The organism is Pseudomonas sp. GW823-FHT02C05 (assembly GCF_058797595.1).
The window spans coordinates 97,081-110,526 of sequence record NZ_JBXAJU010000007.1; the positions used below are offsets into that span (position 1 = coordinate 97,081).

At 58.0% G+C, this 13,446-nt stretch carries 17 protein-coding genes and 1 pseudogene; 3 read left to right on the forward strand and 15 right to left on the reverse strand.

The features are described 5' to 3' along the window. Positions 1–40: 40 nt before the first annotated feature. Entirely contained in the window at positions 41–682 is a 642-nt protein-coding gene (locus tag AC1RGE_RS30560; protein WP_346624471.1) for a hypothetical protein, read from the forward strand. Here the strand turns inward: AC1RGE_RS30560 and AC1RGE_RS30565 are convergent. The 13 genes and pseudogenes from AC1RGE_RS30565 to AC1RGE_RS30625 form a co-directional block, all read right to left on the reverse strand. Continuing rightward, entirely contained in the window at positions 675–1,130 is a 456-nt protein-coding gene (locus AC1RGE_RS30565; protein WP_346624470.1) for a phage virion morphogenesis protein, read from the reverse strand. The two genes, AC1RGE_RS30560 and AC1RGE_RS30565, sit on opposite strands and share 8 nt — an antisense overlap. Next, on the reverse strand, positions 1,123–1,575 hold the full coding sequence (locus tag AC1RGE_RS30570; RefSeq protein WP_346624469.1) for a phage tail protein: 453 nt from the start codon (positions 1,573–1,575) through the stop codon (positions 1,123–1,125). The genes AC1RGE_RS30565 and AC1RGE_RS30570 overlap by 8 nt, the downstream gene beginning before the upstream one ends. Beyond that, positions 1,572–1,757: pseudogene (lysC, locus tag AC1RGE_RS30575) on the reverse strand (Rz1-like lysis system protein LysC); the annotation flags it as partial. The pseudogene lysC and the gene AC1RGE_RS30570, both read right to left, overlap by 4 nt. Continuing rightward, positions 1,672–2,115 carry an Rz-like lysis system protein LysB gene (gene lysB, locus AC1RGE_RS30580; protein WP_492585586.1) on the reverse strand — a complete coding sequence of 148 codons (444 nt, stop codon included), beginning with the start codon at positions 2,113–2,115 and terminating at the stop codon, positions 1,672–1,674. The gene lysB and the pseudogene lysC, both read right to left, overlap by 86 nt. After that, entirely contained in the window at positions 2,112–2,591 is a 480-nt protein-coding gene (locus AC1RGE_RS30585) for a hypothetical protein (protein WP_492585588.1), read from the reverse strand. The genes lysB and AC1RGE_RS30585 overlap by 4 nt, the downstream gene beginning before the upstream one ends. Next, positions 2,588–2,794 (reverse strand): hypothetical protein, encoded by a 207-nt coding sequence (locus tag AC1RGE_RS30590; RefSeq protein ID WP_492585589.1) that lies wholly within the window; start codon positions 2,792–2,794, stop codon positions 2,588–2,590. Before AC1RGE_RS30590 ends, AC1RGE_RS30585 begins: the two co-directional genes overlap by 4 nt. Further along, a complete protein-coding gene (locus AC1RGE_RS30595; protein WP_492585590.1) occupies positions 2,791–3,633 on the reverse strand; it encodes an N-acetylmuramidase domain-containing protein in 843 nt (280 codons plus the stop codon). The genes AC1RGE_RS30590 and AC1RGE_RS30595 overlap by 4 nt, the downstream gene beginning before the upstream one ends. Continuing rightward, positions 3,630–3,953 (reverse strand): phage holin, lambda family, encoded by a 324-nt coding sequence (locus AC1RGE_RS30600; protein WP_492585592.1) that lies wholly within the window; start codon positions 3,951–3,953, stop codon positions 3,630–3,632. Before AC1RGE_RS30600 ends, AC1RGE_RS30595 begins: the two co-directional genes overlap by 4 nt. Positions 3,954–3,998: 45 nt before the next feature. Next, positions 3,999–4,211 carry a tail protein X gene (locus AC1RGE_RS30605; RefSeq protein ID WP_015634862.1) on the reverse strand — a complete coding sequence of 71 codons (213 nt, stop codon included), beginning with the start codon at positions 4,209–4,211 and terminating at the stop codon, positions 3,999–4,001. Next, complete coding sequence (locus tag AC1RGE_RS30610) at positions 4,211–4,672, reverse strand: head completion/stabilization protein (protein ID WP_492585594.1); 462 nt, start codon at positions 4,670–4,672, stop codon at positions 4,211–4,213. Before AC1RGE_RS30610 ends, AC1RGE_RS30605 begins: the two co-directional genes overlap by 1 nt. 115 nt (positions 4,673–4,787) lie before the next feature. Then, complete coding sequence (locus AC1RGE_RS30615) at positions 4,788–5,495, reverse strand: phage terminase small subunit (RefSeq protein WP_053157286.1); 708 nt, start codon at positions 5,493–5,495, stop codon at positions 4,788–4,790. 11 nt (positions 5,496–5,506) lie between these two features. Beyond that, a complete protein-coding gene (locus tag AC1RGE_RS30620; RefSeq protein ID WP_401260659.1) occupies positions 5,507–6,514 on the reverse strand; it encodes a phage major capsid protein, P2 family in 1,008 nt (335 codons plus the stop codon). 44 nt (positions 6,515–6,558) lie between these two features. Then, a complete protein-coding gene (locus tag AC1RGE_RS30625; protein ID WP_492585596.1) occupies positions 6,559–7,437 on the reverse strand; it encodes a GPO family capsid scaffolding protein in 879 nt (292 codons plus the stop codon). Between the two features lie 151 nt (positions 7,438–7,588). Here AC1RGE_RS30625 and AC1RGE_RS30630 point away from each other — a divergent pair, with 151 nt between their 5' ends. Both AC1RGE_RS30630 and AC1RGE_RS30635 read left to right on the forward strand, forming a co-directional pair. Then, the gene (locus tag AC1RGE_RS30630; protein ID WP_123430325.1) at positions 7,589–9,346 is read left to right on the forward strand and encodes a terminase ATPase subunit family protein; all 1,758 of its coding nucleotides are present in this window, start codon (positions 7,589–7,591) and stop codon (positions 9,344–9,346) included. After that, complete coding sequence (locus AC1RGE_RS30635) at positions 9,346–10,389, forward strand: phage portal protein (RefSeq protein ID WP_492585598.1); 1,044 nt, start codon at positions 9,346–9,348, stop codon at positions 10,387–10,389. The genes AC1RGE_RS30630 and AC1RGE_RS30635 overlap by 1 nt, the downstream gene beginning before the upstream one ends. A gap of 89 nt (positions 10,390–10,478) precedes the next feature. On the opposite strand, the gene AC1RGE_RS30640 is transcribed toward AC1RGE_RS30635, so the two are convergent. Both AC1RGE_RS30640 and AC1RGE_RS30645 read right to left on the reverse strand, forming a co-directional pair. After that, complete coding sequence (locus AC1RGE_RS30640) at positions 10,479–11,126, reverse strand: RloB family protein (RefSeq protein ID WP_492585600.1); 648 nt, start codon at positions 11,124–11,126, stop codon at positions 10,479–10,481. Then, positions 11,119–12,468, reverse strand: coding sequence for an AAA family ATPase (locus AC1RGE_RS30645; RefSeq protein WP_492585602.1), 1,350 nt, complete (start codon positions 12,466–12,468; stop codon positions 11,119–11,121). Before AC1RGE_RS30645 ends, AC1RGE_RS30640 begins: the two co-directional genes overlap by 8 nt. Between the last annotated feature and the right edge of the window lie 978 nt (positions 12,469–13,446).

Sequence of the window (13,446 nt, forward strand, 5' to 3'; positions counted from 1 at the left end):
GTGCTTGTTTAAGTGATGAAAAATAGTGTGGAGTCAGGACATGGAAATAAATTTGGTTCTATTAGCCCCGTACGTCTCCATTGCGCGGGATTTGGTCGTAACTATCGCGGCGGTTATTACTGCACTCATCGCTATTTACGGTTTGAGGGTGTGGAAACGAGATTTAGTTGGGAAAGAATCTTATGAGGCTGCGAAGGCTCTTGTGTATCAAAGCCATGTAGCGGCAAGAGAAAGTTACAGAGTACGGCTCCCCATCAGAGAGTCTGAGCGAGTAGTGTTTACAAAGGAGCAGTCTGAAAATATGACTGAAGGTGAAAGATGGCGTATTTCTGAGGCTACGGCATTCCGGAATAGATTGAAAGTGTATGACGAGAACTGCGCAGGGTATTTTGAAGCCTTACTGCGCTTTCGAGTGATAGCAGGTAGCAAGGTTTTCCGTGCGTTCTCACCCTTTCAGAAGGCACTCGACAGGCCAGTGTATGACATAAATTTGTACCTCGGCCTACTAGATGATTTTTCTGTGTCGCTTACTGTTGATTCTGATGATGTAGTACTGCTGCGTGGATATGTTCAGACTATCGATAACAATTCAACTGACCGGTTGTTATCTGTGGGTGATGCTAGGGAGCAGGGAGAGTTGTTTCTTTTGCCATATTTGCATAGGAAATCCATATTTAACTAGTCAAGTGAGCTAGCAGGTGGTCGCGAATTAGATCTATCTCTTCACTAGTAAAGCCTAATACTTCCCGCTGTTCATACTTCACCTCTGGTGCCCCACGCTCGGCCCGATCCTTCAGCCCGTATTGATGCACACGCGCAATACGGGCCACTCGCCCAGTAAACCCAACGCTGATTGCATTACCATCCCCCTGAACCTTCAAGAAGCTCGCAGTGCGCAGTTTCTTGAACATCTGTACCTGGCGCTTGATGCGTCCCTGTTTGCCCCGCAGGTTCCGCTGTTTGCGCGGTGCGTACTTGCTCCCGTCCGGGTTGCGCTGGGCAATGATCCGCTGTTGCTGGCTGCGGCGCAGAGCCTGGCCGATGCTTCGGGCGAGCTGATTGCGTGCGGCGGGCTGCAACTGCCCCAGCAGGCCCGCGGCCCAGTCCTCCAGTGCTTCAAGATCAGCCATTGGGCACTATCCATTCCGGGCCGCTCTCGGGCCATGTGGGGTTGCGCTGTGGTTCACCCGGGTGGCTGATAGTGGTGTTACCTGCATCATCGGAACGAACGACCACGCGCTCAGTGAGGGGAAGTGTCAGGCTCATGTCCACCTTGCTCTTGTCGATGAGGTCGGCCTCGAACTTGATGCCGTCGGCGGACTTGTCGAGGTTCTCCAGCAGTTCGGACTGGTTCACGCGGAGCCACTCCAGCAGCGGCAGCATGACGCTGTCCGGATGGCCGGCGAAGTCGGTCAGGATTACCTGCAGGTCGTAGTTGTACTCGAACGAAAGGCTGCTGGCAGCGGTGCAGCGGACCTTGCCGTTGTCGATGAAGATCAGCAGCCGGTCTGGGCTGTGGCGCAGTTCCTGGATCTGGTCCAGCAGGTAGGCCCGCAGGCTGTCGGGTTTGTTCATGGTTTGGCCTGCTGGTAGCGATAGATCATATCGACCTGGCCCGCGCATTCGGCCCAGGCGGCCTCGCTACTGTCCTGGTCGGTGATCAGGTCGCCGTTACTGCTTGGGCTGGTCGCCGGCAGGCTGCAGGGCACCACGGCCGGACAGCCACTGACGATAAGCGTCGGCGCCGGTGAGGGCGGGGCGCTCGCGCAGCCGGCGAGCAACATCAGGCAAGGGCTGGTCAGCCCAAGCGCGCAGATCAGCGTTTTCACGTTTCAGCCCCTCGATTGTGAGTTGTCGTTTGGCGAGCCCCTGGCGTAGTAGATCCTGTTCCGTGCGCAGACGGGCCTGGGCCTCGCGCTCGGCGGAAAGCGCAGCCTCCAGGGCGTTGGCTTTGCCCTCGCTGCGTCCGGCCGCGGCCAGCGCGTCCTGGGTGTTTTTCTCTGCCAGTGCTCGGTTCTTGTCGGCGACCTCAATGCGTTGTTGCTGGCCCCAGAGCAGCAGCCCCAACACGCCGAACAGTGCCAGGCCCAGCAGGATCTGGCGGATGGTGCTCATTTGAGGAACTCCCCCAGGATCAACTGGCGGTACTGCTCATCGGTGTAGACCGCGCGGGCCTCCTCGTAGTAGGCCTCATCGATTACCCCCGGTGTCAGAAGATGGCGTTGATAGCTGCCGCCGTTGAGCTCGATCAGTTGCAACAACAGATCCGTTTCCGGGGTATCGATCCTCAGGTCACGGACTCGGCTCGCCGTCGTTGCGTAGTACCCGCCGTTACGGACCTTGGCCGACTTGAGCCAGTCGAACTCGTCGTAGATCCAGATAGCTTGTTCCAGGTCGAGGTCATCAGGATGGGCCTGATGGTCCGAAAGTACGACGACCCCTGGCAGGCGCCCGAGTAAATCCTCTGCTTGCTGGGTGACGAAAATCACCGTCTCCCCCTGGGCGGTGAGGTCGTTTGCGATTTTCACCAGGCGGGTGGTCTTTCCTGTCTGGCGACCGGAGATTTCGAGGTAGGCGATCTTGCCGGTCATGCCCGGTACCAGCCCAGTTTGTTCATGGCGCCGACGTCCAGGTGTTCGAGCGGGCCACGAATCACAATCGCCCGGCAGCCTGGATCGACAAATTGCAGCGCCTCGGCCAGCAGCTCCATGTCGTCTGCCTTGGTGTTTTCCGGTACGACCAGGACATCACCGTCTTCAACCTTCAGCTTGTGCACCGCTTCGAGATCGATCATGCCGGTACCTCCTGACCGCAGTTGCAATCGCTGTGCCGCTCATAGGCGCGCTGGAGCTTGGTGTCGTACAGGTTGCGTTGGTAGTTCGGCCCGTTGTACTGCCTGGCGAAGTCGGCCCACTTGCGGGCCTTCAGCGCCTTGTGGAGGGCCGGATCGGTCTCGATGAAGCGGACGAAGGCGTCGAACTGGCGGGACTCGCTCGCGCTCATGGCCGTCACGAAGTCCTGCACGCTGCCATAGCCCAGGCGTTTCCAGTGAAAGCCCATGATCTGGAAGGCGCCCCAAGAAGCGGATTCGAGGGCCGCGGTGTCATCGATGAGGCGGGCCGTGGCCAGGCGTTGATGCTCAGCAGGGCCGCCGGCATAGCCTCCGGGGTTCGGGTTGATGATGGCCGGGTACTGCGCCGCAAGCTCGTCGGCGTGGCGCTTGAGTTCTGCCGGGTCGTCGCCTGGGTGGCGTGGCGTCTTCAATTGGCGGTACATAATGTGCCGCTCGAACAGGATCGCCGGCTTGCCGTTGGCGAAGAAGCCCTTGCCGTTCGATTCGACCTCATTGACCGCGTAGACACTGGCGAGGGGCAGATCCAGGCGCTGGGCGGCGCTGACCAGGTCGGCGTTCTTCAGCAGCAGAGCGCAATCGCCACCGGCCAGGCTGGTTTGGGTTTTCTCGCCGGCGATACCGTCCACCACCAGGCCGGCCTTGAGCTGGTAGGCGCGCACGGCCTTTTCGGTAGCGTCGCCGTAGTCGCCGTCCACCACCAGGATGGCCCCGTGGCTGTTGAGGTTCTTCTGCAGGATTCGAACCGCCTGCGAGCGATCGCCGTGCCGGAGTGTGTTCATAGTTGCTCTACCTTGCGGTTGAAAAACTTGCGGGCCGCGGCACGGGTGCCCTCGACGCCGAGCAGGCCGATCACGCCGCCGAAAAACGGGGCGGTTGATGCCGGGATGCCGAGCAACGCCAGACCATGGCTACCGGCCAGAGCCAGGGCTCCGCAGAGCGGCGCCTCGATCAGCATGCGGCGCCAGGTACCACCGCCGTACATGATCCGTAGAGCGGCGATGATCAGCGCCAGGATGCCGGAGTAAATGGTTGGCCAGTTCTGTTCGAGCCAGGCGGCGAGCCAGGCCCAGGTGTCGGGACGGTCAGGCATTCGCTTCATTCCAGGGTCCAGGGTGGTAGGTCTCAAGGAGGCGGCTCAAGTGGATCAGTCCCATAGGTTCACCATCTGCCGTTGCGGGGCTGTGGTCTGGGCTTCGGGCATTTGAACGGCGAGGCCTTGCGGCAGGGTGGGGCCGTGATCAGCCAGCCCGGGGTTGGCCTCAAGCACCGCCTCGGTGACGCCGGCTGTGCGGCCGTAGTGGCGCCAGCAGAGGGCGTCGACGGTGTCGTTTTGCAGGGCGCGAAGGGTGACGGCCATCAGATCAGCTCCACGGTGGTGCGCTTGGTTCTCAGGAAGTCGCGGATGGCCCAGCGTTGGTCTCGGTGGTAGTCGTCGATGTTCGGGGCCAGTTCTTCGGCCTTGCGGTTGCCGGTGTTGGTGCTGTCATAGGAGCGGTAGCGCTCACACACCTCAGCGCCAACTCCGGCCTCGATCGCTCGGCGGTACAGGTGGACCTGGGCGGATTCATCCTTGACCAGGGAGCTGGGGACGTCTTTCAGTTCGGCATAGCCTGCAGCTTGCTGGGCTATGCGCCAGTCATCGAGTTCCCGGTTGACGCTGATCGCGGCGTTGATCACCGCTGTTTCCAAACGAGCCGGCGTGACGCTGCTGTCGATGCGCAAGGTGGCGCGCAGCTGGTCCAGATCGATCGAGGGCCAGAATGGGTCGGTGTTGATGTGGCCGCTTGGCGTGGTGCCGCCGGCTACGAATCCGCTCATGGTGCTGCGCTCAATAAGTCGCCGGTGGTCGGGGCTTCACGTTCAGGCGGAGCGGTCTGGCCGATCCGCCCCGAGCCGGCGGGGTGCGTGGGGACGCTCGGTTAACTGCGCGCCCTTAAGGGGCGGGCGCAGTGTGTTTCTTGAGGAGGCGCTCGACGCGCTCCAGATCCTTTTTGCCGCCGCAGTTGCTGTGCAGCTCGATGGCGCGGGCCAGGTGTGTCTTGGCCTGCTCCAGGGGCTGCAGGGCAGTGTCTGCGGGGGCGTCATCAGCGACCTGAGCAGAAAGCGCCTTGCCGATGGCCAGGTGCAGCTTGGCCCGGGCCTGGTCCGGCATGTCTTCCTTGGTGGTGATCTGCTCGGTGCGCAGCAGCAATTCCAGATCAAAGCTGCCGCCGGCTTTCTGGGCCTTCAACGCGGCCTCGGCGATCTCTTCGGCGACGATGGTGCCGGTGGTGCGCTCGAAGCGATCAGGCATCAGCAGCTGGTGCTCGATCACGTAGGCGGCGATGTCCAGAGCACCCTTGAAGTCGCCGGCGTCCATTCGCCAGACCATCAGGGTGGTCAGCACCTGGTCTTGGGCTCCTTTGCCCTCGGCGAGCATGCCTTCGACGTAGGGCTCGTACTCCGGCAGCAATTGTCGCTTGAGCTCTGCCTTGCCCTCGGTGGACTGCACCTGTTTCAGCCGCAGGTAGTCCTGTTGGAGCTTGGCGAGGTGCAGCTCGTAGATGGTGGCGCCTTCCATGGTCAGGGCTGGCCCGGCGACAGCAGCCGCTGCAACGGCTGCTGTTACGCGCTGGAAGTGACGGCGGCAGGGGTTGGTCATGATCGCCGGCCTCAGCTTAGGGTGATGTTTTCGGCCATGGCAGCGCAGCCCAGGTCTTCGATCACGTAGCTTTCATTGACCGATTCGAAGTTTTCGATGCGGTCGCGTTTGGCGTTGTCGACGACGGTGCGGCGGCGGGTGCCTTCCTGCCAGTACAGCGACAGGTTGTCGAGGCGGGTCACCAACAGGCCGTTGGCCGGGAAGTGCGGCACCCGAACGGCTGGCAGGTTGCCAATGCGCTTTTGGCTGGTGACGATGTCGGCCGCGAGCATCTCGGTCGGCGCCTGGGTTTTGTTGATGATCGGGAAGTACTTGTCGGCCAGTAGCTGGCGACCGCAGACCACCACCAGTTCGGTGTCTTCCTGGTACCAGGGCTCAATGAACTCGTTGACCATGCTGACGACCAGGGCGTCGATGTTTTCGAAATCCTTGCCCGCGCCGATCTGGATCTTGCCGCTGCCGTCGACCACTTCGTGCAACACGCGAGCAGCGTTTTCCAGGCGCATTTTCTGCAGCCAGCCAATGTTCACGTCCTGCAACAGCGGGTTCGTGGATGGGTTGGAGGTCGCGGCGCGGCTGGTGCCGTTCCAGCCGATCATGATCCGGTTGAGGGCCTGGGCCTTGATGATGGCGTCACGAATGCGCGCCTGAAAGTCCTTGAACTTGGCCCACTGGTCGAGCTTCTGGTAGCGAATCCCGGTGTCAAAGTTGGTCTGGGTGCAGGTGTACCCGCGGTTGTCCAGGCCGCTCGGGTCGCGGGGCTCACGGTCCTTGACGGTGGTGTCGGTGGTGCTGGCAATGGTGCCGTCGATGCCGATGCCGATCTTCTCGCCCGACTGTTCGGAGACGCCGTAAACGTTGATGGCACCGAGGAACGCGCTGGACTCCTGAATGCGGGTTTCCAGGGTCTGGGCAACGCTGGGGGCGGCCGTGAATTTGGTGGTGACGTCGCTCACGCCGTGCAGCTGCGCGAGTTGTTGCAGGTAGGCGTTGTACAGGACGCGGGTATCGTTACGCATGGTGTTCTCCGATGTTCCTTGGCTTGGTGTTGTCCGTGTTGGGATCAGCAGTCAGTGACGAGAGCCCCGTCACCACCCGTAGCCGCGGGGCGAGCGGTGAACTGCGGTTGCTGGCTGGTACCGGCCGGCGTCTTTTCGAGTTTTTCCACCAGTGCCGAAAAGTCGGCAGCCAGTTTCTCGTGCTTGGCCAGCAGGCTTTCGCGGGCGGCCTTTTCGGCGGCGAAGGCCTGGCCCTGGCCGGCGACGTGCTCAGCCATGGCCTCGACGGCCTCGCCGAGCTCGGTGAATAGAGCGGCGTCCTTGCCTTCCTTGTCCTTGCTCTTACCGAGCAGGTCGAGCACGCGGCTGAACAGGCCAGCGACCTTGCCGCTTTCGTCCTCGACTTCCTCGAATTCAAGGGCCACCTCGATGGCCTCGGAAAACAGGTTGCTAGCGTCGCGCTTGCGGGCTGCCAGCGGGTTTTTGTCCGGGTTCTGGGCGCTGAACGTGAGCATTTCGGTACCCAGGCTGGCCGGGGTATCGGTCACCGCGATGCCGTCCAGGTAGGCGCGGCCGGTGTCGGCGAACTTCGGGCGGATCTCGATGCTGGTGTAGAGCTTCTGCCGGGCCTTGTTCATGTTCACCAGGTCGGCAGTGGGTTCGATCTGGGCGAACAGGGCGAGCTTCTTGGCGCCGGCAATCTCGACCTCTTCGGTCTTCAACGCGACCACGTCGCCGTAGGCGCGGAACGGGCTGTCCGGCAGCAGGCTACGCATGTGCTCGATCCAGACCCGGGCGCCGTAGGTGTTCAGGCTGTAGGTCTCGGCAGCGTCGACCAGCCATTGCCGTTCGATCTGGCGGCCATCGGTGGTGGCGCCTTCAACGGCGACGCGGAAGAACTTGGAACGGTGTTTCTTGGCTGGGTTGTCGGTTTTGCCGGCCATGCGTGAATCCTCAGTGCGGTGGCTGTGTGCCTTGGCGATGAGGGCATGTTGTTGAGCGCGGGCGAGACGGGCAACGAGGCGCTGTTGTAGATCCGCGGCGTACAAGGGGCGGCGCGGGAAGTGTTCGCGCGCGGGCGGCAGCATCTGCGCCATGAATGCCATCGTCGATTTGCCCACCGATCACCGTCGCCACGCCAAACACCTGTATTGGCAGGGCTATCGCGTGTGCGAGATCGCTGAACTGATCGGGGAGAAGGAAAAGACCCTGCACAGCTGGAAGGCCCGGGACGAATGGGACCGGGCAACGCCGCTGGAGCGCATCGAAGCGGCCACCGAAGCGCGCCTGGTGCAACTGATCCTCAAAGACCCCAAGTCAGGGGCGGACTACAAGGAAATCGACCTGCTGCACCGCCAGCTGGAGCGCCAGGCGCGCATCCGGCGTTTCACGGAAGGCGGTACTGAAACCGAGCTGAACCCGAACCTGGCCAAGCGAAACGAAGGGCCGAAGAAGGCGCCCAAGCGCAACGAGTTCGATGAAGAACACATCGAAAAGCTGACCGAGGCGTTCATTGATGGCTGCTTCGGCTATCAGCTGGACTGGTACAAGGCGGGCAACCAGCGTACCCGCGCCATCCTCAAGTCCCGGCAGATCGGCGCGACGTTCTACTTCGCCCGGGAGGCGCTGATCGATGCGTTGACTACCGGGCGCAATCAGATCTTCCTGTCGGCCTCGAAGAATCAGGCGCACATCTTTAAGGCTTACATCCAGGCCTTCGCCCGGGAGACGGTCGGTATCGAGCTGACCGGTGATCCGATCATCCTGAGCAACGGCGCCGAGCTGCACTTCCTGGGGACCAACGCCCGGACCGCCCAGGGCTATCACGGCAACTTCTACTTCGACGAATTCTTCTGGACCTTCAAGTTCAAGGAACTCAACAAGGTCGCCAGCGGCATGGCGATGCAGAAGCAGTACCGCCGGACCTACTTCTCGACGCCGTCGAGCATGGCGCACGAGGCCTACACCTTCTGGACTGGGGAGCGCTTCAACAAGGGCAAGCCGGCGGCGCAGCGGATTAAGCTCGACGTGTCCCACAACGCCCTGCAGCAGGGGCGGCTCTGCGAGGACCGGATCTGGCGCCAGATCGTCACCATCCTGGACGCGGAAGGGCGGGGCTGTGATCTGTTCGATCTGGACGAGCTGCGGCTTGAGTACGACGCCGAGGCCTTCCAGAACCTGCTGATGTGCCAGTTCATCGACGACGGTGCGAGCATCTTTCCTCTGGCGATGTTGCAGCCCTGCATGGTGGACAGTTGGGACCTCTGGGCAGAGGACTACAAACCCTTCGCCGCCCGGCCGTTCGGCGATCGCCAGGTCTGGGTGGGCTATGACCCGGCGGAAAACGGCGATAGCGCGGGCATGGTGGTGATCGCGCCCCCCATGGTGCCCGGCGGCAAGTTCCGAATTCTGGAGCGGCACCAGTTCCGGGGCATGGACTTCGCGGCCCAGGCCGAGGCCATCCGCCAGGTCACCCAGCGCTACTGGGTGACCTACATCGGGATCGACATCACCGGCATGGGCTCAGGCGTGGCGCAGCTGGTGAAGTCGTTCTTCCCGAATATCACCACCTTCAGCTACTCGCCCGAAGTCAAAACCCGCCTGGTGCTGAAGGCCTACGACGTGATCAAGAACGGCCGGCTGGAGTTCGATGCCGGCTGGACGGATATGGCCCAGTCGCTGATGGCCATTCGAAAGACCGTCACCGCCTCCGGGCGCCAGTTCACCTACACGGCCGGTCGCACCGACGAAACCGGCCATGCCGACTTGGCGTGGGCGACCTTCCACGCCCTGCACAACGAACCCCTCGAAGGGCAGACCACGGCGAACACCGGATTTATGGAGTCCTACTGATGAGCAGACGTAACCGCGGAAAACAGCTGGCAACTGCTAATGCCCCGAAAGAAGGGGAGCTGCTGCAAGCCGAGGCCGGCCCGGTGGAGGCCTTCACCTTTGGGGACCCGACGCCGGTGCTGGATGGCCGCGAGATCCTCGACTACCTGCAGTGCTGGCTTAACGGCCGCTGGTACGAAACACCGATGTCCATGGATGGCCTGGCAAAGACCACCCGGGCCAGCGTGTACCTGCAGTCTGGGCTGAACTTCAAGCGGAACATGCTGGCCCGCACCTTCATCCCCCACAAGCTGCTCAGCCGTCAGGCCTTCGAGCAGTTCGCCCTGGACTGGCTCTGGTGCGGTAACTGCTACCTGGAGAAGCGCAACAACATGCTGCGCAACACCCTGGGCCTGGTCCCGCCGCTGGCCAAGTACATGCGCCGCGGCGCCGATCTGGTGACCTACTACCAGGTGCGAGGCTGGAAGGACGAGCACGAATTCGCCCCGGGCTCCATCTGCCACCTGCGGGAGGCCGATATCAACCAGGAGATCTACGGGTTACCGGAATGGCTGGCGGCGCTGCAAAGCGCATTGCTGAACGAGAGTGCCACCCTGTTTCGCCGCAAGTACTACAACAACGGCAGTCACGCTGGCTTCATCCTCTACATGACCGATGCTGCGCAGAAGGAAGAGGACATCGATTCGCTGCGTACCGCGCTGAAGAACTCGAAGGGCCCTGGCAACTTCCGCAACCTGTTTGTTTACGCGCCCGCCGGGAAGAAAGATGGCATCCAGCTGATCCCAGTCAGCGAGGTCGCGGCCAAGGACGAATTCAGCTCAATCAAGAACATCAGCCGCGACGACTTGCTCGCGGCTTTGCGCATCCCCCCACAGTTGATGGGCATCGTGCCGCAGAACGCGGGTGGGTTCGGATCGTTGCGGGAGGCTGCTCAGGTCTGGACGGAGAACGAGCTTGAGCCGCTGCAGGCGCGGTTGGCACAGGTCAATGAGTGGCTTGGTGAGGAGGTCATCCGGTTCAAGATTGCCGAGTCAGTTATTTGAAGGAACTGAACTATAGATATTGATAAGTAAGCGGCTAGGGTCGATGACCCCGGCCGACTACAGTAAAACGCGTTCACGCAAACTGGCTGTTACTCAAACTCATCTATAGCATCTAGCAGTTTAGGGATGTCTGTATAAGGGTTTAAATGATGAGGCTTATTTCTCCCCGGCGCTGCTGAAGCTAGTGTGTCTCTGTTAATCGCAGCAGCTCTGGTTCGAGCTGCTGCAATGTCCTTAGCTATGTGTGAGTACAGCGCCTTGCTAGATTTTTCATAATTATTCCCGGTTCGTTCTGATGTTTTTCTTTGAAGTTGACTATTTTGCAGTAGATCATCGAAGCAGGAGTAAGGCTGCGCATTGGGTAAAAAATGCATCAAGATCCATTGTTCAAAGCATACATTTGAAAGTGCAATGTTAACGTCGTTGTCTTTGGCTTTTTTGTAGGCCTTATCGTGCATTGAGTCTGAGTATTTGTTGGTTGACTCTCTATCATATACCACCCAGAAAACATCACCTGTGGGGGTTGACCGACTACGTTTATGTTGAACCGCTACCTCTACAAGCTGTATAGGGGTGTTTTTCTTAGTCGGCTCTACAATAATAACGCTGCGCAGAGCATGATTTTTCAAACTGTTAATGTAGGCGTTGATGTAGTTTGGTTCTGTTTTCTCACCCTCGCAGTATATATGCATTTTGTTAGGGATTTTTCGAACAGTCGCCTTCCGTGGCTTAGGCATCTAACTCTCCCGCCTGGATGAACTCCTTCTCCTCATCATTATCTTCATCAGAGAAATATGTCTCATTAAGACTCTCAATCGACAGGAGTTTTGCTATTTCACTATAACTAATTAAAGGAAGCGCGCCAAATCGGCCGTCGTCATACCAGTGGCTATAAGGGGTGCTGGACTTGACAGCTGACTTATCAAATTCGTCTAAGGAATAAAGGGTTGAAGCTCCATTTTTCTTTTCAGTAAACCACACCTGATCTCTACGCATTAGCTGAGGTGACATTAAGTTGATGTTGTGGGTGCTAAAAATCAGTTGCGCGTTACTGTGGTTAACTTCTGGATCATTGAATAGCTTAATTATCAATTCGGCGATGTGAGGGTGTAAGCTGTTATCAAGTTCGTCCATGATTAGAACGGAGCCAGCGGCAAAAGACATACATAAAATCGGAAGAAAGTTAAATAGCTTTTGTGTGCCGTCAGATTCGTTGTTTAGTGTGAATTTGACACTTTCGCCATCCTCTGATTTGCGAGTAAATATGAAGTCATACTTGTTTCTATCTTCTAATTCCTTTCGTACGCTATCGGGTAGCTCCGAAGAAAATACGGCAAATAAATCATCAAGCTTTTTTTCTTTTCTGGTTACTTCTAGAATTCCGGTGTCTACGTGTGAAAGGAACTTTGCTACATGGTTAAGTATAGGTGTGGTGTCGTAAAAAAATGATGCGTCTAATGGGTTCTTTAGCCCCGAGCGAAATATTCTGCGGAAGTAGTTGTATACAGATTTAATGATTTCCGAGGCAGCAGCATTGTTGCCTGCTTTAGCCAGGTATGAATTATTTCTGAAGAAGGGGATGCGTTTAATACCGCCTTTATAATGGCTCCCAAAGCTGATTGTTTCCCAGGTATCACCCTCAATCCTGCGGAAAATATTAGCTCGTTGGCGTGATGGGAAATAATCTAGGCTTTCAGAAATTATCTCTTTGCGATCATAGGTGACGCAATAGATATAACGTAAGTCGTCGTCGTTCAAAAATTCAACTTCAAGAGATATAGGCTGCTTGAGCGTCTCCTTAGAAAGGCGATAAGGCTCATAGCAGGGAATACTTTCTCCGTCCTTTAAATCACCCGAATCATCGGCGAGCCACTGAAGGGCGCGGAACGCAAGCAGTAGATTTGATTTTCCTGAAGCGTTCGCACCATATATTCCAGCGGTTTTGAGAATGTTGACCTTACTGTTGTCCGTCGTAGCGATGCTCCCAAGGAGGTGCGACTTCGGGCTCTCGACATTCATGCTGAAAATTTGCTCATCCCTGAAGGACCGGAAATTTTTTACGGTCAGGTCAATGATCACAATAAACTCTCTTCTAATCTTGAGTGCTTTTTCGGTGGTTTTCCTCCGAATCGGCTTGAGTAAGTGATTAGATACTCTGCCATAGAAAAATCAAGTGCTATCAGCTTTGGCGGTAAAATTTTTTACGTCGGAGGGCGTTCAGATGTGGCGCGCGCCGTCGTCCCCCCACCTCGCCTGCGGGCTAAATGGGTCTCTTTTTCTGCGCCCCTGCAGATCATTCTCGACGGTCCCGGCCGGGCGTCTTCTGGGCTTTTCTGGGGGCTGAAAAGCCTGCGGAACCCTGCACCGAGGCCGAATTTATGAGGAGGCTTAGAGGCTTCCAGATTGTTGGGGGCAGGGGGGATGTCTGAGAAAGAGTAATTTCAGTAACCAGGGACTGGTTCTGCTCTGGAGGCCCCATAAATCAAGGCCTCAGAGATTACAAAGACGAGTAACACAGGAGTAATGTGAAGAGTAATTAATTATTAAGCTATTGAAATATAAGGATTTTTATAAAGACAAATATCACCTTGTAAATAGGTAATCTGATTACTCTTAGGTTACTTAAAAATTACCTTTTGATACTCGACAAGAAGCCTTGTAAATCAATGGCTTGCGTGGATTTTTCGGTCAGGATTACTGATGTTACTCTTTTTTTGATACCCCCCTACACCTTGGATTTCAGCCCCTTATGCGTGTGACGCGCGCACGTACTGAGCTGTACGTTGAGGGCCATGGGAATGGCGTGGGAACGTTTTCTCGCTGCTGGCACCGCTGGAGCCCTTGTAAACCGGGGCGCTGCCTGGGCGATCGAGGGTGCGGGCACTTTCGAATCTCTCCTTCACCGCCACATTCTGAAAACGCAAACCCCTGATTTTCCTAGAGAAAGTCGGGGGTTTGTGGTTTTTGGCGTCTGAAAAATGCCCCCATGGGACCAACATGGGACTGAGGGGGCGTTTAGGGCGCTTCATTTTCACGCCTGTTTTTAAGCAGGGTTGT

What these genes read in the sequence shown, in the direction of transcription:
- AC1RGE_RS30560 (WP_346624471.1), top strand. Translation starts at nt 41, where the DNA reads ATGGAAATAAATTTGGTTCTATTAGCCCCGTACGTCTCCATTGCGCGG.
- AC1RGE_RS30565 (WP_346624470.1), bottom strand. Translation starts at nt 1,130, where the DNA reads ATGGCTGATCTTGAAGCACTGGAGGACTGGGCCGCGGGCCTGCTGGGG.
- AC1RGE_RS30570 (WP_346624469.1), bottom strand. Translation starts at nt 1,575, where the DNA reads ATGAACAAACCCGACAGCCTGCGGGCCTACCTGCTGGACCAGATCCAG.
- lysB (WP_492585586.1), bottom strand. Translation starts at nt 2,115, where the DNA reads ATGAGCACCATCCGCCAGATCCTGCTGGGCCTGGCACTGTTCGGCGTG.
- AC1RGE_RS30585 (WP_492585588.1), bottom strand. Translation starts at nt 2,591, where the DNA reads ATGACCGGCAAGATCGCCTACCTCGAAATCTCCGGTCGCCAGACAGGA.
- AC1RGE_RS30590 (WP_492585589.1), bottom strand. Translation starts at nt 2,794, where the DNA reads ATGATCGATCTCGAAGCGGTGCACAAGCTGAAGGTTGAAGACGGTGAT.
- AC1RGE_RS30595 (WP_492585590.1), bottom strand. Translation starts at nt 3,633, where the DNA reads ATGAACACACTCCGGCACGGCGATCGCTCGCAGGCGGTTCGAATCCTG.
- AC1RGE_RS30600 (WP_492585592.1), bottom strand. Translation starts at nt 3,953, where the DNA reads ATGAAGCGAATGCCTGACCGTCCCGACACCTGGGCCTGGCTCGCCGCC.
- AC1RGE_RS30605 (WP_015634862.1), bottom strand. Translation starts at nt 4,211, where the DNA reads ATGGCCGTCACCCTTCGCGCCCTGCAAAACGACACCGTCGACGCCCTC.
- AC1RGE_RS30610 (WP_492585594.1), bottom strand. Translation starts at nt 4,672, where the DNA reads ATGAGCGGATTCGTAGCCGGCGGCACCACGCCAAGCGGCCACATCAAC.
- AC1RGE_RS30615 (WP_053157286.1), bottom strand. Translation starts at nt 5,495, where the DNA reads ATGACCAACCCCTGCCGCCGTCACTTCCAGCGCGTAACAGCAGCCGTT.
- AC1RGE_RS30620 (WP_401260659.1), bottom strand. Translation starts at nt 6,514, where the DNA reads ATGCGTAACGATACCCGCGTCCTGTACAACGCCTACCTGCAACAACTC.
- AC1RGE_RS30625 (WP_492585596.1), bottom strand. Translation starts at nt 7,437, where the DNA reads ATGGCCGGCAAAACCGACAACCCAGCCAAGAAACACCGTTCCAAGTTC.
- AC1RGE_RS30630 (WP_123430325.1), top strand. Translation starts at nt 7,589, where the DNA reads ATGAATGCCATCGTCGATTTGCCCACCGATCACCGTCGCCACGCCAAA.
- AC1RGE_RS30635 (WP_492585598.1), top strand. Translation starts at nt 9,346, where the DNA reads ATGAGCAGACGTAACCGCGGAAAACAGCTGGCAACTGCTAATGCCCCG.
- AC1RGE_RS30640 (WP_492585600.1), bottom strand. Translation starts at nt 11,126, where the DNA reads ATGCCTAAGCCACGGAAGGCGACTGTTCGAAAAATCCCTAACAAAATG.